Annotated in this window: 18 protein-coding genes; 9 read left to right on the forward strand and 9 right to left on the reverse strand. The window is 62.4% G+C overall.

The window, feature by feature from the left end; genetic code table 11:
- Positions 1-114: 114 nt before the first annotated feature.
- Positions 115-1,371 (reverse strand): hypothetical protein, encoded by a 1,257-nt coding sequence (locus WKV53_RS15635; RefSeq protein WP_341405710.1) that lies wholly within the window; start codon positions 1,369-1,371, stop codon positions 115-117.
- Between the two features lie 12 nt (positions 1,372-1,383).
- Entirely contained in the window at positions 1,384-2,931 is a 1,548-nt protein-coding gene (locus tag WKV53_RS15640; protein WP_341405711.1) for an MBOAT family O-acyltransferase, read from the reverse strand.
- A gap of 107 nt (positions 2,932-3,038) precedes the next feature.
- On the opposite strand from WKV53_RS15640, the gene WKV53_RS15645 reads away from it, so the two are divergent.
- Positions 3,039-4,106: a glycosyltransferase gene (locus tag WKV53_RS15645; RefSeq protein WP_341405712.1), complete on the forward strand. Its 1,068-nt coding sequence runs from the start codon at positions 3,039-3,041 to the stop codon at positions 4,104-4,106.
- A gap of 41 nt (positions 4,107-4,147) precedes the next feature.
- Here the strand turns inward: WKV53_RS15645 and WKV53_RS15650 are convergent, their stop codons facing one another.
- Complete coding sequence (locus WKV53_RS15650; RefSeq protein WP_341405713.1) at positions 4,148-6,178, reverse strand: PA14 domain-containing protein; 2,031 nt, start codon at positions 6,176-6,178, stop codon at positions 4,148-4,150.
- A gap of 130 nt (positions 6,179-6,308) precedes the next feature.
- Here WKV53_RS15650 and WKV53_RS15655 point away from each other — a divergent pair, with 130 nt between their 5' ends.
- Positions 6,309-8,096 carry a HEAT repeat domain-containing protein gene (locus WKV53_RS15655; protein ID WP_341405714.1) on the forward strand — a complete coding sequence of 596 codons (1,788 nt, stop codon included), beginning with the start codon at positions 6,309-6,311 and terminating at the stop codon, positions 8,094-8,096.
- Between the two features lie 46 nt (positions 8,097-8,142).
- Positions 8,143-9,105 (forward strand): SMP-30/gluconolactonase/LRE family protein, encoded by a 963-nt coding sequence (locus WKV53_RS15660; RefSeq protein ID WP_341405715.1) that lies wholly within the window; start codon positions 8,143-8,145, stop codon positions 9,103-9,105.
- Here WKV53_RS15660 and WKV53_RS15665 read toward each other — a convergent pair.
- Genes WKV53_RS15665 through WKV53_RS15680 form a run of 4 tightly spaced genes read right to left on the reverse strand, consistent with a single transcriptional unit; the run spans position 9,102 to position 12,849 of the window.
- The gene (locus WKV53_RS15665; protein WP_341405716.1) at positions 9,102-9,929 is read right to left on the reverse strand and encodes a methyltransferase domain-containing protein; all 828 of its coding nucleotides are present in this window, start codon (positions 9,927-9,929) and stop codon (positions 9,102-9,104) included. The two genes, WKV53_RS15660 and WKV53_RS15665, sit on opposite strands and share 4 nt — an antisense overlap.
- Positions 9,901-10,467, reverse strand: coding sequence for an AAA family ATPase (locus tag WKV53_RS15670; protein WP_341405717.1), 567 nt, complete (start codon positions 10,465-10,467; stop codon positions 9,901-9,903). Before WKV53_RS15670 ends, WKV53_RS15665 begins: the two co-directional genes overlap by 29 nt.
- A gap of 16 nt (positions 10,468-10,483) precedes the next feature.
- The gene (locus WKV53_RS15675; protein WP_341405718.1) at positions 10,484-12,082 is read right to left on the reverse strand and encodes a hypothetical protein; all 1,599 of its coding nucleotides are present in this window, start codon (positions 12,080-12,082) and stop codon (positions 10,484-10,486) included.
- On the reverse strand, positions 12,079-12,849 hold the full coding sequence (locus tag WKV53_RS15680) for an ABC transporter ATP-binding protein (RefSeq protein ID WP_341405719.1): 771 nt from the start codon (positions 12,847-12,849) through the stop codon (positions 12,079-12,081). Before WKV53_RS15680 ends, WKV53_RS15675 begins: the two co-directional genes overlap by 4 nt.
- Before the next feature lie 98 nt (positions 12,850-12,947).
- Between WKV53_RS15680 and WKV53_RS15685 the strand changes: the two genes are divergently transcribed.
- On the forward strand, positions 12,948-13,331 hold the full coding sequence (locus WKV53_RS15685; protein WP_341405720.1) for a hypothetical protein: 384 nt from the start codon (positions 12,948-12,950) through the stop codon (positions 13,329-13,331).
- 24 nt (positions 13,332-13,355) lie between these two features.
- Here WKV53_RS15685 and WKV53_RS15690 read toward each other — a convergent pair whose 3' ends face one another.
- The gene (locus WKV53_RS15690; protein WP_341405721.1) at positions 13,356-13,829 is read right to left on the reverse strand and encodes a hypothetical protein; all 474 of its coding nucleotides are present in this window, start codon (positions 13,827-13,829) and stop codon (positions 13,356-13,358) included.
- Between the two features lie 201 nt (positions 13,830-14,030).
- Here WKV53_RS15690 and WKV53_RS15695 point away from each other — a divergent pair, with 201 nt between their 5' ends.
- Entirely contained in the window at positions 14,031-14,279 is a 249-nt protein-coding gene (locus WKV53_RS15695; protein ID WP_341405722.1) for a hypothetical protein, read from the forward strand.
- A gap of 105 nt (positions 14,280-14,384) precedes the next feature.
- Here the strand turns inward: WKV53_RS15695 and WKV53_RS15700 are convergent, their stop codons facing one another.
- Entirely contained in the window at positions 14,385-18,665 is a 4,281-nt protein-coding gene (locus WKV53_RS15700) for a beta strand repeat-containing protein (protein WP_341405723.1), read from the reverse strand.
- Positions 18,666-19,027: 362 nt separating this feature from the next.
- Between WKV53_RS15700 and WKV53_RS15705 the strand changes: the two genes are divergently transcribed.
- From WKV53_RS15705 to WKV53_RS15720, 4 genes are all read left to right on the forward strand, one after another.
- Positions 19,028-19,954 carry a hypothetical protein gene (locus tag WKV53_RS15705; protein WP_341405724.1) on the forward strand — a complete coding sequence of 309 codons (927 nt, stop codon included), beginning with the start codon at positions 19,028-19,030 and terminating at the stop codon, positions 19,952-19,954.
- 8 nt (positions 19,955-19,962) lie between these two features.
- The gene (locus tag WKV53_RS15710; protein WP_341405725.1) at positions 19,963-20,397 is read left to right on the forward strand and encodes a hypothetical protein; all 435 of its coding nucleotides are present in this window, start codon (positions 19,963-19,965) and stop codon (positions 20,395-20,397) included.
- A gap of 75 nt (positions 20,398-20,472) precedes the next feature.
- Entirely contained in the window at positions 20,473-21,660 is a 1,188-nt protein-coding gene (locus tag WKV53_RS15715) for a hypothetical protein (protein ID WP_341405726.1), read from the forward strand.
- Between the two features lie 155 nt (positions 21,661-21,815).
- Positions 21,816-24,110 (forward strand): glycoside hydrolase family 2 protein, encoded by a 2,295-nt coding sequence (locus tag WKV53_RS15720; RefSeq protein WP_341405727.1) that lies wholly within the window; start codon positions 21,816-21,818, stop codon positions 24,108-24,110.
- The last annotated feature ends 61 nt before the right edge of the window (positions 24,111-24,171 follow it).

The raw sequence follows: 24,171 nt of genomic DNA on the forward strand, positions 1-24,171 counted from the left end.
CTCCTCCATGAGCCACGTCCGCCACACGGAAGAGGGTTGAAAAGTGCAAACGATGTCCCCGAACAGGTGTAAACGATGTCCCCAGTCTTTACAGGCCCGCGCTCCCAGCGGGGGTCACTCGAAGCCGGGGGCTTGTTCGTCTTTCTCGCTGCTTTTGGCGGCGGTGTCTTGGTATTTGAGGATGCCTTGTTCCATCCACTTCCAGAGGTCGGGTTGTTCCTTTTTGAAGTGTTCGTAGCCGGCGTGGAGGGCTTGGCTGCGGGCTTCGGCGTTGTCGACGTTTAGCTCGAAGCCGAAGTCGGCGCCGGCGGGTTCGACGGGCCAGCCCATGATGCGGGCGAGCATGACGTCGCCGAGGGCCTTGCGGGCGTGGGTGCCATCGAGCCACCAGTGCATCTTGGAGTTGTCCATGGGGACCTTCTCGGCATTGAGGGCGTGGAAGTCATTGAAGTCCCAGATGGTGGCGGGCGGGGCTTCGGGGTGGGCGGCGTTTGAGGCTGCCACCATTTTGGCCATGGCCATGCGGTCCTTGCTGAAGGTGGGGTCGGGATCGCCCTGCTGATAGAAGACACCGATGTAGGTGGCGTGGCTCGGCGGGATGACGAGGACGAGGCGGCACTTGTGCGCCTTGGTGTCGTCGAGAATCTGCTGGAGCTTGCTCGCCTTCCATTCGTTTGGCTCGGTGGGGAGGTGGGCCTTGCGACGGCGGATGACGCGGAGTGCGTGGGAGATGGCATCGCGCTGGATGACCTTGGCGACGTCGACGGTTTCCTGGTGGCGGAGGCGGTGGCCGAGGGCGGTGTATTCGGGAAGCCGGTTCTTCCGCTTGTTCATGATGGTCTGAACCGCGGACTCGAAGGTGGAGATGCCGGCGTAGTAGCGGAGCGTTTGCTCAAGGTGATTGCCGTCGGGATTGAACGGGCTCTCCATGAAGCCGGTGGTCTTGTAGGGCGAGTTGCTGCCCATCAAGTCGCCGATGTCGATGCCTACGATGGCGGTTTCCAGCGGTGCGCGCTCGATCGTGTAGTGAAGGATGGCCGAGGTCTCGGGCAGGGTGCCGGCGCTGACGGCGAGGTTCACGGCGGGGGTGTCATTCCACTGCGGTAAGGCGGGGTCGAAGGCGATATCGATGCGAGAGGAACCGAAGAAGGCGACTTTCCACGGCTTGGCCTCGGCGATGCCGGCCTTGCCGGTGCGCTGGTAGCGGTAGATCGGCCGGTATTCGGCGAAGCTGTCGTCGGTCCACGGGCCCTTGCTGACCCAGAGTGGATTGACCCAGACATTCACGCCCACGAAGAGGGCGATCAGGAAGCTGGCGGCGATGAGAACGGCCAGCGTGAAGCGGCGAAAGGATGGACGGGGCAGGCGCATGCGGAGCTCCGGTTAGAATTGGAAGTAGATGAACTCGCTGAGCTTGTCGAACTGGTAGAGGACGCCGGCGAGGAGGAGGACGAGGCCGAACGCCCAGACGGCATTCGGGCGGAACTCCCACCAGCGGCGGGTGCCGGGACGGCCGTCCATGACCCGCGAGGGATCGAGGGCGGGATTGTAGCGGCGGAGGAATTGCTGGGTATTTGGCAGGAGCCAGACGATGAGCAGGATCATGCACGCGCGGACGGCGTGGGCATCCTTCACGACGTAGGCGCTGCTGTCCGGCCAGCCGTGGATGCCATTCATGCCGAGCATGGCGCGGTACATCTGGCCGGTGGCTGCCATGGCTTTCTCGCCGCCGTTTTTCACGAGCTCATAGGCACCGGCGCGGAAGGGGACCCAGGAAACGAGCACCGCGACGAAGGTGAGCAGGATGGCGATGGGGCGCGGCATTGGCTTCCAGCCCATCTTCTTGCGGAAGCCGAACCAGGCGTGATTGAGGCAGAGGTAGATGCCGTGCAGTGCGCCCCAGATGACGAAGGTCCAGCCGGCGCCGTGCCAGAGGCCGCCGAGGAGCATGGTGAGGAAGAGATTGATGTAGCGGCGGGCGGGGCCCTTGCGATTGCCGCCGAGCGGGATGTAGAGGTAGTCGCGCAGGAAGCGGGACAGCGTCATGTGCCAGCGGCGCCAGAAGTCGACGACGGAGTCGGCCTTGTAGGGTGAGTGGAAATTCAGCGGGAAGCGGATGCCGAAGAGGCGGGCGGCACCAAGCGCCATATCCGAGTAGCCGGAGAAGTCGAAGTAGAGTTGGAGGCCGTAGGAGATGGCGCCTACCCATGCTTCGGCGGTGGTGACCGGGCGCTCGCCGCTGGCGGCGAGGTCGAAGATGTTATTGGCGATCGGCGAGAGATTGTCGGCGATGACGACTTTCTTGAAGAGGCCGATGATGAGGATAGCGAGGCCGACGGCGAAATTCACCCAGAAGCGGGTGCGGCCGGGCTTCCGCTTGAACTGGGGCATCATCTCCTTGTGATGCACCAGCGGGCCGGCGATCAGGTGGGGGAAGAAGGTGACGAAGAGCAGGTAGTCGGTGAACTTGTACTCCTTGGTTTGCCCGCGCCAGGCATCGACGAGGTAGGCGATCTGGAGGAAGGTGAAGAAGGAGATGGCGAGCGGAAGGATGATCGACGGCGGAGTGGCCGGCCAGCCGATCAGCTTGGCGGTGATGCCGGCGAAGAAGCCGGCGTACTTGTAGTAGCCGAGCAGGCCGAGATTGGCGGTGAGACCGGCGACCAGGGCAACCTTTCCCTGGTGGGTGTCCCGGTGGGTGGTGAGGAAGCGGCCGATGAGGTAGTTCCCCCCGCAGGAGCCGAGGATGAGGAGGATGTATTTCGGCGACCAGCCATGGGCCGGGTCGGGATTCCAGACGCCGTAGAAGGCGATCGAGGCGAGCACCAGCCAGGCGAACGCGGCGCGCGGGACGAAGCGCCGCAGCAGCGAGAAGACCAGGAGGGTCAGCGGCAGGAAGACGAAGAGGAAGGTGTAGGAATTGAAAATCACGGTAGCTGGGGCCGCCGGGCGACGGGGTCTGTCTAGCGGTGCGGATTTCGCCCCGCAACCCCGGAGGGTGTGATCCTCAGGCGGGCGTCATCCGGGCTTTTTGCCGCTTGGAAGTTTTTCTCCGGCCCGCCAGCCTCCGCGGCGTGATCCGCGTGTGCCACGTCCTCGCCAGTGTCGGCGAAAAGGGCGGTCTTGAGAAAAATGTCATCGAACTCGCGAACCGGCAGGCCGCGCTCGGCCATGCCGTCAGCGCCGTGGCCGACGAGACGATGCGGCAGCATTTCGACCCGGCGGTGAATTTCCTGGCGCATCCGATGGGCGGATGGCGGCTTAGTCCCTTCAACCTGCTGGCTTTACGGGGGAAGATCCTGGCGGCCGGGCCGCAGGTGGTGCATGCGCATGCGAACAAGGCGGGGGGGATGGTGCGTTCGCTGCGCGGGTTTTTGCCGGGGATCAAGCGGGTGGGCACGGTGCAGAACATCAAGCGGAGTGCGCGGCCTTTCCGGGACTACGACGCGGTGATCACGGCCTCGGCGCAGGTGCGGGATTCGCTGGGTGGCATTCCGGCGACGGTGATCTGGAATTCGATCGCTCCGCCGCCGCCGGGGACGCGCGAGGCGGCGCTGGCGACGAATCCGCCGTTTCTGGGCGAGGGGGAGCCGGTTTTTTCGACGGTGGGGCGGCTGGTGCCTGCGAAGGGGATGGATTTGCTACTGGAGGCGATGGCCGAGGTGCCGGGGTTCAAGCTGTGGCTGGTGGGAGAGGGGCTGCAGCGGCCGCTGCTGGAGGAGATGCTGGGGCGCTTGAATTTGCGTGAGCGGGTGTGGATGGCCGGGCATCGCGATGATGCGGTGGGGCTGATGGGGTGCTCGGATTTGTTCGTGGTGGCTTCACGGAATGAGGGTGGGCCCTACACGCTGGCGGAGGCGCTGCACATGAAGGTGCCGAGCATTTCAACGAGGGTGGGGTTTGCGCCGGAGTTCCTGCCGGCGGAGGCGTTGATGGAGACGCACTCGGTGCCGGAATTGGTGCGCGGGCTGAGGGATGCGTTGGGGGATTTGGCGGGATTGAGGGAAAGGCTAGAGCCTTCGTTCGAGCTGGTGGCGAATGAGGTGACGCTGGATGCGATGACGGCGAAGGTGATCGGGGTGTATGAGCGGGTGCTGGGGAAGTGAGGTGGGACGCGTCGACGGAACGTCGACACCCCTTAGGGAGGCTATTCGGGTCGCGTCACGGTTAGTGGCGTGAAGGGCCTATCCCCGGATTTCCACAGGACCTTCAGGGCTGAGGGGCCGGTGAGGTGGTGGTAGTCTATGGAGATGGAGACGGGTTGTCCGGCTTGGAGGGTAAGCGTCTTTCCTGCGGCTGGGGTGCCGGCGGGTTTGTCGATCAGGGGGGCGTCCTTTCCGAGTGTGAGGGTCACTGCATCGTTGCTCACGACCTTGATTGTTAGAGGGCCTGCGGATGGTGGGATGACGATGCCGTCCCAGTGGATCTTGAAGTGGTCTTTGCCGATTCCGGCGGAGGCATCGGGTGAGCCTGTTCCCGGTTCGTCGCCGAGATTGAAGTCAATGAACGGGACGATGGAGGTTTTGGTGGCGGGCTTTTCCGAGCCATCGGCGGCGGTGTAGGTGACGCGGAACATGCCGTCGCTAAGAGTGGAGGGGTCGGGCAGCATCGCAGCGACTTCATCGACGCTCCATGGATGGCCGTCGGGATAGATGACGCCGTGGAAGGGCTGGGCGGGTTCGTCTGGGCCATCGGGGTGGCCCCAGGGGTAGCGGCAGTTGTCGCGGCCGATCATGAGTTCCCAGGCAACCCAGCCGTTCTTTTTTCCGCCGATGTCGGCGATGATCTTTTGGAGCGGGGCGTGGGGGCGATCGAGTGTTTCGGTGCAGAGGTGCTCCGGTCCGCCATCGGCATTCGGCAGTGAGCCGGGGCCCATGAGATACGAGTGGTAGGTGGGGAAGTCGGAGTACTTCGCGCCGTAGAAGCCGCCGTAGGTGGCCGTGACTGGTATCTTGGTGCCTGTGCCCTTGACCCATTGCCGGGTCCATCCGAGCAGGGTGTCGATGTTGGCATCGGTGTCCGAGGTGCGGTATTTCTCCTTCGCTCCGAAGGGCTCGTTGTAGAGCTGGAAGAAGGAGATGCGGGGATCGTCCTTGAAGCGGGTGGCGATGCCGGTGACGTAGTCGTGGAAGCGTTCGCGGTGTGCTTCCAATTCCACCTTGCTGTCACGGATGCGGTGGGAAGGGTTCGGCATCATCTGGGAATTGTGACGGCCTGGCACGGGTGCCTGGAAGTCGAGCGAGGGCTCCACGTGGCCGCAGTCGTCCCATAGGATGAGGTTTGTTTTCAGGCCGTGCTTTTCTGCGCGGGAGAGGAAGTCGTCGATGCGCTTGAGGTATTCCGTCCCGTCCTGGTCCCACACGATCCAGTGGAGGTAGACTTGCACCATATTGAAGCCATATCGCGAGGCGAAGCCGAGTTCGCGGTCCAGTACGTCGACGTGATCCCAGTAGTCTTGCCACATTTGCACGGAGTTCACGGCATCCGATCGCACGTAGATCGCTCCTTTCACCCATGACCAATCAGTGCGGGATGGCGGGTCGGGAAGGGACGTCACGGGACCCACTGCAAAGTCGTCGAATTTCGCCCCGCCGATCTGGTCTTTCCAGAGTCCGACGCGACTAGGACGTGAATAGGTGTCGTCGAATTCGCGGATGACGGGCGTCTTCATGTCCTCGTAGTAGACGAAGAGATCGGCTCCGTGGCATTGCACCTTGAGCTTCCGGAGTTCGCCGGAGCGGCAGTGCATCACCTTTGACTCTTGTAGTAGCTTCCAACCGCCTTCGCGATCCATGCGGAAGAGTTGCAAGAGTGGTCGCTCCCAATCCTCGCCTTTTTCCACTTCTCTGAGGCCGACGGCGTATCCGGTGCGATCGTCGCCGATGCGAAACTGGATACCTGCGGCCGCATGGGGTTCGTTGGAGAGGTAGGCGACATTCGCGGTGACTTCGAAGTCCTGGCCGGTGAAATCCTGCCGGGTCATGAGGGCGAACTGCTTCTCTTTGGACGGCGTGCCGTCTTGTTCGACACCTGTGGAGGCGATGCCGCCTGCGATCTGCCATTTGCCGTCGAGCGTTTCCCAGTTCCCGGTGGAAGCGGCGTGGAAGTCGTCGGATGCTGCCCGCGCCGTGGCGAATGGCGAAAGGGCAAGGAGAGCCACGGGAAGGGCGGATTTCATGGCTGCACCATACGCCGGGTCGGGATGGGTCTTACTGGGTCATTGCCGATGTAGACGCATTTTCGGTACCGGGGCTGGTGCGCTGGTTCGGGCTTCCAATCGTCCGGGAGCTGTATCAGGTTTCGTTTTGATGGGTTCTCGCTGGCTACTGCTCTTCCTCATTGGCACATCGCTGGCCGCTGCGGAGCCGGACTTGGCGGCATTGATTGCGAAGATCGAAAGCACCGCCAGTTCAGGTGAGGGAATGAATGCGGCGGAGCAGACACTGGCACATCATATTGCAGAGCATAAAACCGCTGCGGCAGATCAGTTGATCCCGCTGCTGAAATCCGAGAATGAAGATGTTCGCCAGTTGGCAGGGTATTGTGTGCTGGAACTTCCGCCCGGCAGTCTGCTGGAACGCCACTTGCCCGAATTGATCGAGGCATGCCGAAAGGATCGGGGATGGCTGCCCAATGCGATCGCAGACATTGATGCCGACGCTGCGGTGGAGTTCCTCGCGGCGGACTTCCGACGCAAGCCCGAAACGGGCGCCCAGATCGACCATGCGCTGATACAGGCGGCCCCGCGGTCAGTGCCTCATGTGCTCAAGGAGTTCGGACAGGCGACCGAAGAGGAGGAGGATTTTCTGGATGGAATTTCGAAGCTCTGGTTTGCGATGGGTGACAAGGCGGCGGATGCCGTGAAGCCGCTGCTGGAGATGACGTTGGACGAGAGCTTGCCACAGTTCCGACGGGAGCGGGCGATCGGCTATTTGGGAGACATCGGGCCCGCTGCCAAGACGTCATTTCCATCGCTCAAGGAAGCGGCGGTCAATCAGCCCGAGTGGTTTGGAACTGCGGTGAATGCCGCGCTCTCGAAGTCTCGAACTTCGGAGGCGGCGTCGGGATTGTTGCTGAATGCGGTGGCGGAAGCACGCAAGGAGGGAGAGATCTATGTATTTGGCAGCCTTGCCGAGCTGGGGAAGGAGGCGGAAGCGGTCGGAGATGAACTGGCCGGGTTGCTCGATGACCGGGATACCAACGTGAGGCTGGGTGCTTGCAGCGCCCTCGCGGCCACCGGGCGTCTCGATCTGTGGCCTCAACTGGCGCGCGCCTTGAAGGACCCGGATTGGCGGGTGTCTTACTGCGCTTGCATTGGCCTTGCCGAATGGAAGGCGAAGGGGGCGCTGCCTTCGCTGGAGCAGGTGAAGAAGGGTCATTGGTATCCCCGCGTGGCTCATGCGGCGGACTACGCGATGGTGGTGATCAACGGAGGAAGTGCGAGCAAGGAGCAGATGGAGTGGTTGGGGAGCTTTCCCGAGGACCATCCACTCACGGTGGGTTCGTATTGTCCCAAACTCACCTATCTAGCGAGCGAGGAAGTCGAGAAGCTGGGAATCGAGGAGCCCGAGGAAATTCGTTGGAATGTCGAACCCACCGAGGAACAGGACATTCCCACCTTCAAGGGTCTGTATCCTGCCGAATTCAAGGCGATCTCCGAAGTGATCGAAAATCAGAAGCGGGAGACGTGGGACTTCTGCTGCCGCCTGAGACGGAGATTGGAGCGGGATCGGGGGACGCTACTCGGGTTTACGGCAGGCGAGTGGGTGGGGGGACTCTTCACTGTGACCGCGGACGGAAAGGCGGAGCTTATCCTCGACGAGAACATTGAGAACCTTCTCGAGTGGAATGGGCGCTACGTTGTCTTGTCCGGGATGAGCCATATGGGCATCAACGAGGGTATGGTTCACGAGGTGATGAACGAGCAGGGGAAATGGGGAGTCCGCCCCCTCTATGCCCTCCCCGGGTGTCCGTCGGATAGCGGGGTCCTTGAGGATGGCCGCTTGTTTGTGAACACCCAAGGTGGAGGCGTCATCATCGGGAAGGACGGGAAATTCGAGTTCGCCGGCTCTTACAAATCCTCCTCTTCTGAATGACACCTTTCGGCGACGACTTGCCGGGGCGCGATGCGTAGATGGGAGAATGATGAAAGCCCTGCGTTTCCTTTGCCTGCTTCCCGCCTTGGCTTCGGCTCAGGAGAGTATTGAAAAGCTCGATCCGGGGCTGGATGCGATCCTTGATCCGGCGGCGAAGATCGAGACGGTGTGTAAGGGTTTTGATTGGGCGGAGGGGCCGGTGTGGGATGAGAGGGAGAAGCGGTTGCTGTTTTCCGATGTGCCGCGGAATACGATTTATCAGTGGAAAGAGGGGGATACGGAGGCGAGCGTCTACATGAAGCCGTCGGGGTTCACGGGGGTGGCCAATTACAGTGCTGAGCCAGGCTCGAATGGCTTGGCGATGGATGACAAGGGGCAGCTCTATTGCTGCGAGCACGGGGACCGGCGGATTTCCTATCTGACGCCGGGGGGCGGGAAGAGGACGCTGGCGGACAATTTCAATGGGAAGCGCTTCAACTCGCCCAACGACCTGACGATCGCGCATAATGGGGATGTGTATTTCACCGATCCGCCGTATGGCCTGCCGGACCGCGAGAAGGATACGAAGTTCCGCGAGCTGCCCTTCTGCGGGGTGTATCGAGTGACGCCGCAGGGTGTGGTGTCGCTGGTCACCCGCGATCTTGAACGGCCGAACGGGGTGGCGCTATCGCCGGATAACAAGACGCTTTATGTGGCGCAGTCGCATGATCCGGCTCCGATCATCATGGCTTATCCGCTGAAGGCGGATGGGGGGATCGAGGGCGGGAAGATCTTCTTCAATTGTAAGGATGTGGGCGGTCCGGGTGTGCCGGATGGCATCAAGGTGGATGCGAAGGGGAATGTCTTCGCCGGGGCAATGGGTGGTTGCTTGATCCTGAGTCCGGAGGGCAAGCTGTTAGGGCGGATCGTGTGCGGGCGGGCGACGGCGAATATTGCCTTTGGTGAGAATGGGACGCGGCTTTATCTGACTTCGGATGACCGGATTTTGAGGGTGGCGTTGAAGCGCTAAGGCTTTGATGCCGTGAAGACGGTGTAGCGCATCGCGCCGGTGAGGTAGGCGAACCAGATCCTTAGTAAGGTGAGGGCGAAGATGCGGTTGCGCTGGTGGTCGTCGAGGAGGAAGCGGCGGAGTGCGGGATCGCGAAAGAAGGCTCCGATGGTGCGCTGGATGCAGATGGGCCAGGTGCGGCGGACCTGGCGGCTGAGGTCGTCGGTGGATTGGAGGCTGAGGCCAGCGCCGGCGATCCATCGGAGGTAGTCTTCTTCATTGCCCATGCCGACCAGGCGGCCCTCGCGGCAGATGGGCTCTAACAGGTGCTTCTTTTGCCATTCGCTTGGCGATGGTCCGGCCATCCAGGCGCAGATGACGAGCTGGCCACCGGGAGCGAGGACGCGGGCCATTTCTCGGATGCCTTGCGCGACATCAGGCAGGTGCTCGGTGCTTTCGATGGCGATCACCGCGTCGAAGCTCTCGTCGGGGAAGTCATTCTTCAGCCAATCCCCGAGCACGAAGTCGGCTCCTCCGGCGGCAGCAGCGGCTGCTTGCTGCTTGGGCGAAATGGTGATGCCGGTGACTTGTGCGCCGTATTCCGACGCCAACAGCCGTGCGGTGGCTCCGTAGCCGCAGCCGACATCGCAGACGCGGTCGCCCTTCTTGATCCCGGCGCGCTTCGCGACGTAGCGGCTCAGGGCATCGACGGCGGCGAGGGGTGACTCGCGGCCGGTTTCCCAGAGGCCATGATGCACGTGCTCGCCCCAGAGGCTGCGATAGTAGGGGTCCAACTCGTCGTAGTGAGCGGCCACTTCATCGCCGGTCGTGTCGGTGTGGATCATCGCTGGTGCGGGTGAGGAAGCTCGTGATTTCCAGAACGAGGTCTTCCATCGCTTGGTTCTTCGCGATTGCCAGCAAATGTCCGCAATGGGTCTCCAAAAAGGAACGATCGGTGGTGGCGTTCCTGCCGGATCCGGTCCGGTCGTCGTAGCCTGCGGCCCACTCGATGAAGGACTCGTGCTCTTCCTGCATGTCGCCGCCGGGATCGATTCTCGAGCCGAATTGATTCTTCTGGCGATTCAGCAGGCGGTCGAGCCGGACTTCCTTCGGGATGTCGAGGAAGATGCCGTGGGTTGGCTCGAGGGAAGGCAGCCCCCAGGTGGCGACGGAGCCGCTGAGAATCCAGTCCGGCTGAGATTTCAACGCTGAGTCTAGCAGGTCCCGGCGCTCGTCGGGTGTGTATTGTTCTTGGAACGGAGGATCAGTCGGCTTGTGGAAATACGAGTCCGAATCGAAGACGGGTAGTCCGAGTTGCTTGCCGAGGATCTCGGCTGTCGAGGTGCAGCCGGATCCGGGGCCTCCAGAGATGAGGATGCGCATCGTGTGTGGCCGGATTCTATTCGATCGGATCCCAGCTCTTTTCCGAGATCGTCTTCACCAGTAGGAAGCAGCCGACGGCGGAGGCGATGGCTTCGAGTGCCAGGAAGGGGCCGAAGGCGTCGAGATATTTCTTCGCGGCGAGACCGAGTCCGGGGAGGATCATGGCGCTCATCATCATGAGGAACATCGTGGCACCGCGCGTGGCGGACTTTGATTCCTCGGTGGGCTTTGAGAGGGGGACGGTCTTGTCGATGGCGCCGGGAGCGAGGGCGTAGACGGGCAGGGCGATCAGTCCGGGTAGAAGGATGGGGAGGTGCTTCATGCCACCGGGCAGCAAGGGCATGATCACGCCGAGCAATGAAATCGCCGGAATCACGAGCACGATGAGAACGGCCACGACTGCGCCGAGGATGAAACGCCCGGGTCCAGGCACGGGGGCCAACCGGTAGATGTCTGCCGCTTGCCAGTGCTGGGAGAATTGCAACAGTCCCATCGCGCTAAGCGGCAGCAGTCCCAGGTAGCCGCCCGCGATGGCGATGCCGAACGTGCCCATGGCTGGCGAACTTCCCTGGAGGAGGAAGACGGCCGGCATCATCAGAAGCGGGGCGAGACCTGGGTAGAGACGCAGCTTCATGTCGCGGTCGCGCAGCATGTAGGCGGCGGAGAGGCGGAACGAGGCCCGTGTCACTGGATCACGCAAGAGCCAGGAGAGCGGCGGGAGGTCGGCAATGCGGTCGAGCCAGCGGCGGCCACCGCCGGTTCCCGACGCCTTGGGTCGCGACTCGGCCAGGGTTTTGAGGCCTTCCTCGTAGGTGCCGGCCATCTTGCCGAATGCCAGGAGGAGCACGCCAGCGGTGGCTGCCAAACCGACTCCCGCGAAGGCCCAATTCACGGTAGTGCCGTGGCCGATGACGATCTCGTCGAGACTGGCGAACCATGCCGGTGGCAGCAGGAAGAGCCACCACTTGATGGCGATCAGATCGCTGTGCTTTTCCATGCCGCGCATCAAGTAGGGCAGCATCTGACTGCCGGCGACGAGTGCCATGGCAAGCAGCACCTGGGCAGTGGTCATCAGGTTATCGAGACGCTCGCGGCCGAACCAGCGCAGGCAGAGCTGATAGATGAGGACCACGCTGCCCGCGCAAAAGAGCGCGGCGAGTGCGGTGGACATCAGGTGCACCGGCGCGAACAGTGGACCCCACTTGATGGAGCCAGCGATGATGCCGACCAGATTGAAGGAGCAGGCGACCCACAGTGAAACCCGGACCATCACCGAGACCTTCGCCCATAGGAGGGTGCGGGCATCGACCGGGCGGTGGAGGAGGATTTCCGGCTCGTCCTTGTTGAAAAGGATCTCGCCCGCCGAAGCTGCCACGAACATGCCGAGGAACAGCAGCGACATGCCATGGAGGTATAGGGACAGGGCGAACGATGGCTGGCCGATGAATGAAAGTGCGGCCATCCCGACCAAACCATACAGAGCCAGCGTGCCCCACAGCTTCGCGCCGACTGAAGCAGGTGCGCGATTCTTATTCAGCCCGCGCGAGCTGCGACCGCGCAGGAAGAGCGTGAGGTAGAGCTTCTGCAGCGTCTTCGATGTCGAGGGCGAGTTCACGGCCGGAAGGTTCTTGCGAAGTCCTCCGCCTTTTGGGCGAGGTCGTGGCCGCCCGTCAGGGTCGTGAAGAGCTCTTCCAGCGAACGGGCGTCGTGTTGCCGGACCAGCTCTGCGGGGGCTCCGTCCACTTTCACTCTTCCCTGGTCGATGATGATGACCCGGTCGCAGACTCGCTCCACCACGTCGAGGATGTGGGAGCTGTAGACGATGGCCTTGCCTTCGCGGGCGAGGGTTTGGATCAGGGCCTTGAAGCCGACGGCGGCGTTTGCATCGAGGCCGTCGAGGGGTTCGTCGAAGAAGACGACGGGGGGATTGTGGAGGAGTGCGGCGGTGATGACGACCTTGCGGCGCATGCCTTTCGAGTAAGCGCCGAGGAGTTTATCGGTGAGGGTTTCGAAGCTGAGGTCGAAGAAGGCGATGAATTGGCGGATGCGCTCGCGGGCAGCTTCGGGCGGGATGCCGTAGAGGGCGGCAACCATTTCGAGATACTCCAAGCCGGTGAGAGATTCGAAGACGGCGCCGGAGTCCGGGACGAAGCCGACGAGGCGCTTCACTTCCATGGGTTCCTGGAGGAGATCATGCCCGCAGATGGAGGCGCTGCCGGAGGTGGGAACGAGCAGGCCGGTGAGCATTTTCAGCGTCGTCGATTTCCCGGCGCCGTTTGGTCCGAGCAGGCCGACGATCTGGCCGGCGGGGATATCGAGGGTGAGCGAGTCGACGGCGGTCTGGGTGCCGAAGCGCTTGGTGAGCTGGCGGAGGGAGATCATCCTCAGGTGTTTCTGCCGGAGCGGGCAGGGGAGGGCGATGAAATTCCTGAGCACTCCGTTCTTGTCCTTCGCGGGGGAGTCGCGGGAAACTGGGGGTCATGGATGACCCGAGGGAGGAGCCGCTGTATGAGATGATCTTGGGCAAGGTGCTCTGGGGTGAGCCGCGTGAGGAGGTGTTTCACAGGCTCAACGTCAATGGCCTCACGGGAGAGCGTGCGGAGGCGATTTATGCTGCTGCTTGGGAGGAAAGGCTGGTCGTCATCCGTCGTGAGTGTGCGAGGAAGGCTGGCACCGGCCTGTTGCTCACGGTGGGGGCGGTGGTGATTTTCTGCGTCTTCTGGTTTGGCCTGGGGGTGATTCTCAACGTGGTCCTCTATCTCTGCGCGGCCATGTTTTTCATGGGAGCGTGGAAAGCGATCGATGGCTTTGCCGGGATGCTGATGGCCGGGCGCAAGGAGGGCTCGGTGGCGGATGATGCCTGAGGCGATTGTCCGGGGACGGAAGGTCTAGCGCTTGTCCTTGGCTTCCGTAGGGATTTTCGTCAGTTGAGGTTTCAGCACGGTTCCGTCCATTAGCACGGCGCGCAGGATATCGTTATCATTCACGTGGAAGGTCACGACATAGAATGCCACTGGAATGTCCGGGTGAGCTTGATCGCGGCTGGGTTGGTTGCGGAGCTCCAGTTTGGTGACGTGGAGGTTGTCACTTCCAGAGATGTCCGAAGAATCCAGGCTGGCTTCGGCAAGCTCCAGTACCTTCACCGCGGAGAGAGGTGGTTTTGCCCGGGGGATGGCCCGGGGTTGCTGCTTCCACAATCCCCAATTCACGGTGAATACGCGGACGAAATGGAGAACCTCATTGTCGTCCGCTCCCGGTGAGGTGAATTCCTCGCTGCGGTAGATTTCCACTTCGTCTTCCCCGGCGATTGCGACCCGGGGGAGGGCGAGGAACAGGATCGCTAGGAAAACGAGCCGTTTCATCCATTGGGAATACATGGACCTAAGAAAACTCGAACTCATGGTTCTAATCAAGAGCCGTGGTTCGAGTGGGAGCATCTCCCGTGGAAAACGGCGAGCTTGTTTTTACCTTCTATTTACGATCAGATTGTCAGGTTCGTCTTCCCGCTCTCGTCAGGCTTTTTGGCTGCAATTGCTGTTCACCACCGCCGGCGCTACCGCGCCATGGATTCCCTCCCAACCCTCCAAGTCATGATCAAGATCCGTTTCCAAGCGGTCGGCATGAACGCCGCCCAGATTAACGTTCCGAAGGAAACAGAAGCCCCGGTTCCGCTTCGCGTGGATGACCATGTCGATCACCTCAATGGTGGCGGCAAGCCCCAGCACTTCGTCGTCGTCAGCGCGCGATACGTGGTGGATGAAAACAGTGGTGGTTTTTATCAACAGGTGGGTGTTGCGCTGAACTCGAAGTAGGAATCCTTGCGGGTTACATTGCGACAAAGAAAGAGGCCGGGAGAAGATCTCCCGGCCTCATTTAACCCAATTTTACCCAGAGAAGATGGGCGCTACCTGAAACGATCAAGGAGCGTCGGCGATGGTGATGCGGAGGAAGCCCTTCGGTCCGCGCGGGGTGGCTCCGCCGACCGCGCCATCGAGGCGGAAGGTGCGGTAGGTCCAGCCGGTGGTGAGCGCCGGCATGCCAACGGAGCTGGCGGTGATTTCCGTCACGCCCTGGTCGTAGAGGCCGAGGTTGTTCGAGCCCTCGATGGTGTAGATGGTGTCATCGATGGTGGCGGCTTTCGACGGGGTGCCTGCGAAGACGGCTCCGGTGCGCACTGGCAGGGTGATCACGAGGGCCTGATCGGCTCCCACTGCTTCGACGCGCGAGCGGACCTTGCCGGTGGCGCCTCCGACGGCGGGATTTCCGTCGAGGGCGAACTCGTCGAGGTTGGTGAGGCCGTCGTGGTCCGGGTCGTCGGTCTTGGCGTTGAGGGTGCCGACGGCGGCGAATCCGGAGATCCAGTTGATGAACGGATCCTCGGGCAGGACCAGCAGGCGGCCGGTGCCGGTGATGCGATCGGTCTCGTGAGCGGCTCCGGAGCCGATGGCACCCCACTCGCCGTCTGCCTGCATGACGCCGTCGATCACGAGGTCATCGATGGAATCGGTGCCGACGTAGTTGAGGTTGATGAACGATCCATTGGTGGCGCTGACGCTTACAATCGCGTTGTCGGCGAGCGTGGCGGAGGGAAGCGAGAGCGTGCCGGTGGTCACGGTGACATTGCCGGTGGGCGTGGTATTGGTGAGGGTCAGGGTGCCGGAGCCGACCTTGGTCAGGTGGCCGACCAACGTGCCGCCTGCGAAGGTGGTGCTGGTATTGAGGCCGCCGACGCTGAGGGTGGTGGCACCGCCTTGTGACGGGCCCTTGATGCCGGCGGTGGCGGAGGCACTGGAGAGCGAGCCGATGGTGTAGGTGTTGCCGTTGCTATTATTGCTTGGCTCCAGCAGGACGGTGCCTGCGAGGTCCACGGAGCAATTGGCGAACCCGCCAGTGTTGAAGCTTCCGCCGTTGTTCAGGAGGCGAACGGTGCCGCTGCCTGCGATGTTCAATTGGCCGGTGAAGCCTGCCCAGTTGTTGCTGAAGTCATCGCGGGCAACGGTGGTGTTGGCGTTGATGTTCAGCGTGCCGGCTCCGGTGATCACCGCACCCGCACCAAGGCTCATGCGGTTGTTCATGTTGATCGTGCCGGTCTGGCCGGTGGCGATGGTGATCGGATTGCCGAAGAAGTAGCCGTTGTTGTTGCCGTAGTTGTTCTGCAGGGTGCCGCCCTGGAAGGTCAGCGTGCCCATAATGAACGAGGTATTGTTCACGGCGAGGGTGCCAGCCTGGATGACGGTTCCTCCGGTGTAGCTGTTGGTATTGCTGCCGAGGGACACGGTGCCGGCGCCGATCTTGTTCAGGGTGCCGGTGCCGCTGATGGGACCGCTGATGGTGTAGGTCACTCCGGTTTCGGCCTGGAGCAAGCTGGCGGCGTTGCCAAGGACGACGCTGCGGGTGCCGGTGAAGCTGGCCGTTGCTTCCAGCGTGGCGGCATTGATGGTCACCGAGCCGGCGGAGTCGCCGAGGCTGCCGATGCTATTGATCTGCACCTTGCCATTGTTGATGACGGAGCCGCCGGTGTAGGAGTTGAAGCCATTCAGGGCGAGGGTGCCGGTGCCGGACTTGTTGAGGGTGCCGGTGCTGGCCCCGTCCATGATGCTTCCGGTGATGGTGTGGGTGGTTCCGGAAGCCACGGAGAAGTTGCTGGTGCCGCTGCCGAGGTAGAAGCTGCCGGTGCTGGTGAAATCCGCTGTCGACCGCAGGGTGCCGGCATTGATGGTGGTCGAATTGACGGGGTCACCGAGGGCGAGGTCATTGGTGATCTCGAGGGTGCCGGCATTGACGGTGGTGCCGTTGAAGTAGGTATTGACGCCGCTGAGGATCAGCTTGCCCGCGCCACCCTTGGTGAGCGGCGAGCCATTGCCATCAATGACTCCGCTGATGGTCACGATGTCGGCGGCATTGGTCACGGTGACGGCCGCGCCATTGCCGGTCAGGGTCACCGGTGAGCCGATAATGTGGCTGCCCGAGCTGTTCGTGATGAAGGCTGCTGAGGCTCCGTTATTCAGGGTGAGGCTCGCGCCAGAGCCGGCGGCGAAGGTGTAGTTCTTGGCGTTTGCGGCACCATTGAAGGCGATGGTTCCGACGGTGAAGGCACCGTTCACGGTGATGGTGCGGTCCGCGGTGATTTCGGTGCCGCCGCCGCCGAAGGCCGCGATGGCTCCGCTCGCGTTTGGAGCGCCGGTGGGAGTCCAACTGCCGGCAGTACCCCAGCTGCCGTCGGCATTCACGTTCCAGAACTTCTGCACCACGGCGCTGTTCGCCACCGTCAGGGTGATGAAGCCGCCGCTGGCGCCGAGCGTGTAGGTCTTCGCCGGAGACTTGTTCGAGTCATTGATCGAAAGCGAGCTGACGCCTGAGCCAGAGATCGCACCGCTGTAAGCGATCAGGTTGTAAGTGCCATTGGTGGTGAAGGCACCGGCACCGCCGTTGATGTTGATCTGGCCGCCATTGATCGTGAGGCCGCCGCTGGTGGTGACGTTGATCTTATCGAGCGTGGTGGTGTTGGTGATGCCGAAGTCGAGCTGGGATCCGCTATCGAGGGAGAGGGAACCGGTGGAAAGAGTGCCGATATTCGTGTCGCCGCCGTCGCCGGGGGCGACGTGGGAGCCGGTGGCTGCCGCTACCGAGCCTGCGATGCTGCCGCTTCCGGAAAGGACCGCATTGGCAGGAAGGCTCACGGCGGTGTTGCCAAGGCTGCCGGTGAGGTTGATCGAGCCGGTGGTGAGGGTGGTCGCGCCGGTGTAGGTGCTGGCGCCGGAGAGGTTCAGGGTGCCCGCGCCGGTCTTGGTGAGGGCCAGTGCGCCGCCGCCGGTGCCGTTTTGGAGAGCGCCTGCAAAGGTATCGGCCACGGCGATGTTCGTGGTGAGCGTGGCATCGAGGGCGGTGGAGTTTTCGACGGCTCCAGAGCCGGTGAGCGTTGTCAGCGTCGGCGTGCCGCCGGTGCTGCCACCATTGAGTTGCAACTTGGCGCCGGTGGCCACGTTCACGCTACCTTGTGTTCCGAGTGCGGTGTCGGAGCCGAGGCGAAGCGTGCCTTCGTCAACGGAGACGGAGCCGAGGTAGTTGCTGTTTTGGGAAAGGACGACGGCTCCCGGGCCTGCGACGTGCAGGACGGTATCGGCGGCACCGCCGGTGAAGTCATTGGCGGCATTGCCGATGGTGAAGACGTCCGCGGCATTGACGGTCGAGAGCGTGCCGCTCACGGCGGCTGCGGCGGAGAGTGAGACGCGGGAGTTGACGGCATTGGTACCCTTGGAGCGGACGGTGGCGGTGTTGCCGATCGTCACGATGAGGTTGTTCTCAAGGGTGAGGCTGCCGTTGGCGCTATTGGCATCAAGTTCCAGCACGCCACCATTCACGAACACCTTCGCGTTTGCGGTATTGCCGAACGCGAGGTTGTTTTGCACCACGAGGGTGCCGGCGTTCACCTGTGCGCCATTGGTGACGATCGCGTGGACGTTGTTGCCGCCGCTGGTGTTGCCGATGAAGATGTTCGTTCCCGAGAGGATCCACCGTCCTACACCGTTTTTCTGGATCGGGCCGGCGCCGCCGTTGCCGGTGGTGGTGGTGTTGTTGATGTTACCACTGATGATGTTGTTACCAGTATTCGTCCCATCGAGAATGATCTGCCAGGTGCGGGTGGTATTGGTGGCGTCGAGGTTGCCGGAGATGATCAGATTCGCACCGGTGGTGGTGGAGTTGTTGATGAACGCGTAGTTGTCGCTCTGGCTGCTCGGCTGGGTCAGCTTCAGCGGGCCGGCCAAGGTCTGGGAGACGGCGACCGTGTCGGTCATGGTGACCGAGTTCGGAGTGGCGATGTTTTGCGCCGAGAGGAGCAGCGGATTGCCTCCGGTGGCACCGATGACGTAGGCGCCGACGTTTGCCGTATCGAAGCGGATGAGGCCGATGCGGCGGTTGAGATCGATGGTGACCGGGTCGGTGACGCCGCCGCGAGTTCCACCGACGAGCGCGGAGCTGAAAGTTGCCTGGTCGTTCGAAGTCGTGGTGGTCGATCCGGGAACGGCGTTGGCCACCCAGTTGGTGGCGTTGACCCAGGTTGCATCCACTTCACCATCCCAAGTCTGAGGGGCGGCGAATGCGGAAGTGGTCACCGCGCAGAGTGAGGCGCAGGCGACGAGAGAAGTGCGGGTGAGGGGGGAAAGAATGGCGGGTTGGGAAAGAAGTCGGGCTTTCATCGGAATCTTCGGGTTGGCAGAGTTGGCTTGAGGCGCAGGGGCGGCGACGCGAGATGTGGCTTTCAAGGCAGTGTTTGGATTTGCTTGGGTTGTCGGGAGGCTGGCCCGAAGGCGGCCGTGATGAGGCAGGGTTGTGTATGAAAGCTAGCCAGCGGGTGATGATTGCCCAATAGCCCGAAGGAGGTAGGGCGGGGGTCACCCGAACGGGGAGGTGGTTTGTTGCTGCCGAATCGGCTCCATGCGATGGGTGGAGCCGTGGAAAAGTGGCCTGTTAGATCGGCGGATGCGCGGGCTTCCCGTGGCGAAATGCATCGGCTGCCGGTAGCTTGACCCTGCGGGGAAAAGACGATAGGTCCGCCGGGATGAAGTGGTTGTGTTTCGCCGTGATCGCCGGCCTTTGTTCCGGTCAAGCGATGGCCGAGACGACGGTGATCACGGGGGTGCGCACGTGGCACATGACGGATGGCAAATCCCGCCGCCTGAAGCTGATCATGCTAACGCCCGATGGAAAGCATGCCTATTTCAGCGATGGGAAAAACAAGGGCCAGATTCCAGCGGTGGCGGTGGAGTCGCTGGTGCCGGAAGAGCGTGAGGTGTTAGAGGGAGTGCATTCCGGAAAGGTAACGCTGTGCAAGGTGGAGGGACTTTCGATGCAGCTCAGCTGGCCCACGGGCAAGGCACCGGAATATCTGGTGGGACTGCAGGCGGGTGAGGCCCGTGAGTGGAAGCATGTGAGCGGCAAGGCGATCCAGGCCCGGCTGGTCAATCTAACGGATGACGATGTGTCGCTGCTTGTCGGCGAAACCTTTTCGCTGGTGGCAATCCGCGATCTCTCGGAGGCGGACCGGCAACATCTGGAGAAGGTGAAGCGCGGGAATGTCACGGTGGCTTTCTCCGGAGCACTGGAGTTGCTGAATGGAGGTTGGGACAAGGGGCCGAGCTATTCCGTATCGGTATCGTCCGAGCGCTTTGCAGCCCTCGGTGAGCTGGGAGGCGATTTTCAGAAGGCATTGAACGCCTCCTTGAAAGCGGCGGGAGAGAAGTTGCCTGAGGGAAAGTGGAAGTTCATTTCGCTGAGTGAATACACTTGTTCGCGGCCGAACTTCGCGGCGGCGGACGCGAAGCTTCCCATGCTCTATGAGGCGACCTTCGCTCTGGAAGGTACCGGCGTGCGTGCTGCCAGGGATGCGTGGCCTCTAACCGTGACTCCCGTCCAGTGGCCCGGCGATCCGGAGCTGATCCTGCATGTGACCGCCGATGGCGAGATTCTCAAAGCCCAACGCCAATAACCCCGGGAATGATGAAACCGTGGCTCGTTCTTTTTCTGGTCCTGCTGCTCGGTCGCGCCGTGGCGGAGGAGGTGACGCTGCATCGCATCTACCATAACCCGCAGGAAGAGAAGGGCTGGATGGACTACCGCGTGGAGCGCCCGGAATACGTGAAGGTGCCGGAGTGGGAGCCGATGCCTGGAAGCGAGGTTCCGCTGAGCCGTGACAAGGCGGTGGAAATTGCGAAGCAAGCGACCGCTGCTTCCGGAGTGGGTGAGAAGGCGAGGATGATCGTAAGCCTGGAAGCCACGAATCGCTATGAGAAGGAGATCCTCAAGCGCTTGCCCCAAGATGGCTGCCGCTGGTTTTACGTCGTCGAGTTCCGGGAGGAGGGAAAGAAGTCGATTTTTTGCGTGGTCACAATGAGCGGGGCGGTGGCGAAGGCAGTGCCGGGTGGGAAGTAAGGCTCCGCGTGGAATGGACGAGGTTCGTGGGGCGTGCTACGGAGTCGAGGCATGATTCGGGCTTTGATCCTAGCGATGCTGATTGCGTTCTCCGGTGTGCTGGGAGCGGCGGAGGTGGAATCAGCTCCGCCTCCCGCGAAGCAAGAACCCGCCAAGGAGGAATACCTGCCCGGGGTGGCCTTCAGCCAAGGGATCACGGAGATCACCGGGGTCGCGATTTCGCCGCTGCTGGGCGTGAGTTCGGTGGGGGCGTGGCGCTACTGGAAAACGCCGGCCGAGGCGCGTGCGGCGCTGCCGTGGTATGCGCAGCCGTGGGCGTGGGGGACTGGGCTGGTGCTGCTGACGCTGTGCTTTCTCAAGGACTCACTGGGGACGGCCGTGCCGGGTCTCTTGAAGAAGCCCTTCGACATGGTGGAGTTGTTCGAGAACAAGGCGAGCGCGCTGGTCGCGAGCGGGGCCTTCGTGCCGCTGGTGGCGGCGGAGATGGCGAAGCATCTGGATGCGGAGAAGGCTGCGGTGGCAGTGCCGACGGCGTGGCTCGGTGGAGAGACGGTGGCATTCATCGATCTCTCGTGGCTGATGATCCCCGGGGCGGTGGTGGCCTTCCTGCTGGTGTGGATCTGCAGCCACGCGATCAATGTGCTGATCATCCTTTCGCCATTCTCGACGGTGGATGCGGGATTGAAGCTGCTGCGCACCGCGCTGCTCGCGATGATCGGTGTGGTCTATGCGATCGCGCCGTGGCTGGCGGCGGCGTTTTGCGTGGTGCTGATTCTGATTGCGGCGTGGCTGGCTCCGGCGGCGATGCGGCTGGCGATCTTCGGGGCGCGCTTTGCCGGGGACATCCTGCTGCCGTGGCGCGGGAAGCGGCGGGCAACGCCGGAGAACCCGCATGTTTTCACGCTGGGCCGTCTGGCGGGGCTGCCGCCGCGCACGGGTGGGCGGCTGGTCTTGTTAGACGATGGCACGGCGGTGTTCCGTTACCGGCGCTGGTGTGTCCTGGACGAGCGGACGGTGCCGCTGCCCGAGGGGGTGCGGCAGGTGGAGAAGGGGATTCTATCGCCATCGCTGGTTCATGGAGGTGAGGAGAAGATGGCGACGCTGCTGCTTTTTCTGCCGCGCTATCGCGGGCACGAGGAGAAGGTGGCCGAGCACCTGAAGCTCCAAGGGGTCCGCGAGCATCCGATGGCGAGGGGATTTGCGGCGGTGAAGGAGTGGCTGAAGGGCGTGCTGCGGCGCGGGCCGGCGGAGGTGCGATCCTGATTTCTGCTGAAGACTACCCGACTGTTTCTTTGCGCCCGGGGCCTGTTGCGACGAGGGATGATGCTTTCCTTCTTGCAGGAAAATCCGGCAAGGGTGGAAGATTGCTCCGTCAAACCCGTATCACCTGTCAAATCCTCCCCTTGAGTCACCATTTCATGAACGATACCCAAGCGAAAACACGAACGCGCCGCGGCCTCGCGGGCTGTCTGGGGCTGCTGGCCCTGGCCGCCACGGCTCAGGCCCAACAAGCCCCGGCGGCCCCGCAGTGGAAATACACCACCGACAAGCCGGCCGACGGCTGGGAAGCCCCGGGCTTCGACGATGCCTCCTGGAAATCCGGTCCCGGCGGCTTCGGCGGCAAGGGTGACAAGCGCGCTCCCGGCGGGATCGTGAACACCGAGTGGACGACCAATGACATCTGGCTGCGCCGCACCTTTGAACTGAAGGAGATGCCGGGCCACCCCGCGCTCTTCATTCACCATGACGACGACGCGGAGGTCTTCCTCAATGGCAAGCAGGTTGCGAACTTCACGGGCTACAGTCAGTCTTATAAGATTGTGCCGCTTGAGCTGAGTGCCCGCGATACGCTGAAGGCGGGTGCGAATCTGCTCACGGTTCATTGCCATCAGGGAAGTGGCGGCCAGTTCATCGATGCCCATGTGATCGATACGGATAACCTGCCTGACCAGCGCGAGCTTCTCGGCAGCGATGGCGCGGTGCATTCGGATCTCATCACGACGTGGGGCGAGAAGGTGACCCCGGAGAATGCGTGGCGCGAGTATCCCCGCCCGCAGCTCCAGCGCGAGCAGTGGAAGAATCTGAACGGGCAGTGGGACTATGCGATTACGACGCAGGAGGCTGGCGTGCCTTCGAAGTGGGCGGGCAAGATCCTGGTGCCGTTTGCGATCGAGTCGAAGCTGTCCGGCGTCCGGCGGATGCTGCAGCCGTATGAGGCGCTGTGGTATCGCCGTCCGCTGGATCTGGCCAAGCAAGCGGGCAAGCGCACGGTGCTGCATTTCGAGGCCGTCGACTATCGTGCGAAGGTTTGGGTCAATGACAAGGAAGTCGGCAGCCATGTGGGCGGCAATCTTCCGTTCAGTTTCGACATCACCGATGCGCTGAAGGACGGTGGCAATACGCTGACCGTCCGTGTGGAGGATGCCACCGGGGGCGCGCAGCTTCGTGGCAAGCAGGTGCTGAATCCGGGCGGGATCTTTTATACGCGCAACTCCGGCATCTGGCAGACGGTGTGGGCCGAGGAGGTGGCCGAGCGTCGCATTGATGACCTCGTGATCACCACTGATATCGCCACGGGTGAGATCAAGATCGAGCCGAAGCTGGCTGGTGGTGATGCCGCTGGTGCGACGCTTCAGGCGCATGCGCTGGATGGTGGCAAGGTGGTCGCGGAAGCGAAGGGCGGAACGATCGTTCTCAAGATCCCGGATGCGAAGCTGTGGTCGCCGCAGAGCCCGCATCTCTACGACCTGAAGGTTTCGCTGTTGGGCGAAGGTGACAAGGTGGTGGATCAGGTTACTTCCTACACCGGCATCCGGAAGGTGGGACGAGCCAAGGACAAGGATGGCAACTGGCGCTTCACACTGAATGACAAGCCGATCTTCCACTGGGGTCCGCTGGACCAGGGCTGGTGGCCGGATGGCCTGCTGAACCCGCCGGCTGACGATGCCATGGTCTTCGAGATCCAGTGGCTGAAAGACGCGGGCTTCAACATGATCCGCAAGCACATCAAGGTGGAGCCGCGGCGCTACTACTACCACTGCGACCAGATCGGCATGCTGGTGTGGCAGGATCAGGTGAGCGGTGGCGAGAGCCCGCCGTGGACGAGGTTCGACGCCAATCCGAAAGACGCGGAGTGGAAGGACGAAGACCACAAGCAGTGGCTCAACGAGTTCGATAGCATGATCTCGCTGCTGGATCATTTCCCGAGCATCGTGGTGTGGACGCCCTTCAATGAAGCGTGGGGCCAGCATCGCACGATGGAAGTCGGCGAGTGGGCGGTGAAGCGCGATCCTTCCCGGATCATCAACATCGCGAGCGGTGGCAACTTCTGGCCGGTGGGTGATGTCGCGGACCTGCACCACTATCCGGATCCGGGCTACCCGACCGAAGACGCTCGCTACAAGGATTTCATCAAGGTGGTGGGTGAGTTCGGTGGCCACGGTTGGCCGGTGAAGGATCACCTGTGGAACGTGAGCAAGGAGAACTGGGGTTACGGTGGCCTGCCGACGAGCATCGAGGAGTATCACAACCGCTACGTGAAATCGATCCAGGTGCTGACCGAGCTGAAGCGCAAGGGCGTCTCGGCCGGGGTCTACACCCAGACGACCGACGTGGAGGAAGAGATCAACGGCCTGATGAGCTACGACCGCAAGGTGATCAAGATCCCGGCGGCGGAGCTGAAGAAGATCCACAAGCCGCTCATCGACGAGTGAGGAGCTGCTGACGAGATTGGTTTATGGGAAGCGCGGGCGTGATTGCCCGCGCTTCTTTTTT

It is taken from the genome of Luteolibacter sp. Y139 (assembly GCF_038066715.1).
In the GTDB taxonomy this organism is placed as follows: Bacteria; Verrucomicrobiota; Verrucomicrobiia; order Verrucomicrobiales; family Akkermansiaceae; genus Haloferula; species Haloferula soli.

Bases quoted from the DNA above. Each gene is read 5' to 3' on its own strand.
- WKV53_RS15710 (WP_341405725.1), top strand. From the start codon at position 19,963: ATGATGAAACCGTGGCTCGTTCTTTTTCTGGTCCTGCTGCTCGGTCGC.
- WKV53_RS15650 (WP_341405713.1), bottom strand. From the start codon at position 6,178: ATGAAATCCGCCCTTCCCGTGGCTCTCCTTGCCCTTTCGCCATTCGCC.
- WKV53_RS15670 (WP_341405717.1), bottom strand. From the start codon at position 10,467: ATGCGCATCCTCATCTCTGGAGGCCCCGGATCCGGCTGCACCTCGACA.
- WKV53_RS15695 (WP_341405722.1), top strand. From the start codon at position 14,031: ATGGATTCCCTCCCAACCCTCCAAGTCATGATCAAGATCCGTTTCCAA.
- WKV53_RS15635 (WP_341405710.1), bottom strand. From the start codon at position 1,371: ATGCGCCTGCCCCGTCCATCCTTTCGCCGCTTCACGCTGGCCGTTCTC.
- WKV53_RS15660 (WP_341405715.1), top strand. From the start codon at position 8,143: ATGATGAAAGCCCTGCGTTTCCTTTGCCTGCTTCCCGCCTTGGCTTCG.
- WKV53_RS15665 (WP_341405716.1), bottom strand. From the start codon at position 9,929: ATGATCCACACCGACACGACCGGCGATGAAGTGGCCGCTCACTACGAC.
- WKV53_RS15680 (WP_341405719.1), bottom strand. From the start codon at position 12,849: ATGATCTCCCTCCGCCAGCTCACCAAGCGCTTCGGCACCCAGACCGCC.
- WKV53_RS15685 (WP_341405720.1), top strand. From the start codon at position 12,948: ATGGATGACCCGAGGGAGGAGCCGCTGTATGAGATGATCTTGGGCAAG.
- WKV53_RS15720 (WP_341405727.1), top strand. From the start codon at position 21,816: ATGAACGATACCCAAGCGAAAACACGAACGCGCCGCGGCCTCGCGGGC.
- WKV53_RS15715 (WP_341405726.1), top strand. From the start codon at position 20,473: ATGCTGATTGCGTTCTCCGGTGTGCTGGGAGCGGCGGAGGTGGAATCA.
- WKV53_RS15690 (WP_341405721.1), bottom strand. From the start codon at position 13,829: ATGAAACGGCTCGTTTTCCTAGCGATCCTGTTCCTCGCCCTCCCCCGG.
- WKV53_RS15655 (WP_341405714.1), top strand. From the start codon at position 6,309: ATGGGTTCTCGCTGGCTACTGCTCTTCCTCATTGGCACATCGCTGGCC.
- WKV53_RS15705 (WP_341405724.1), top strand. From the start codon at position 19,028: ATGAAGTGGTTGTGTTTCGCCGTGATCGCCGGCCTTTGTTCCGGTCAA.
- WKV53_RS15700 (WP_341405723.1), bottom strand. From the start codon at position 18,665: ATGAAAGCCCGACTTCTTTCCCAACCCGCCATTCTTTCCCCCCTCACC.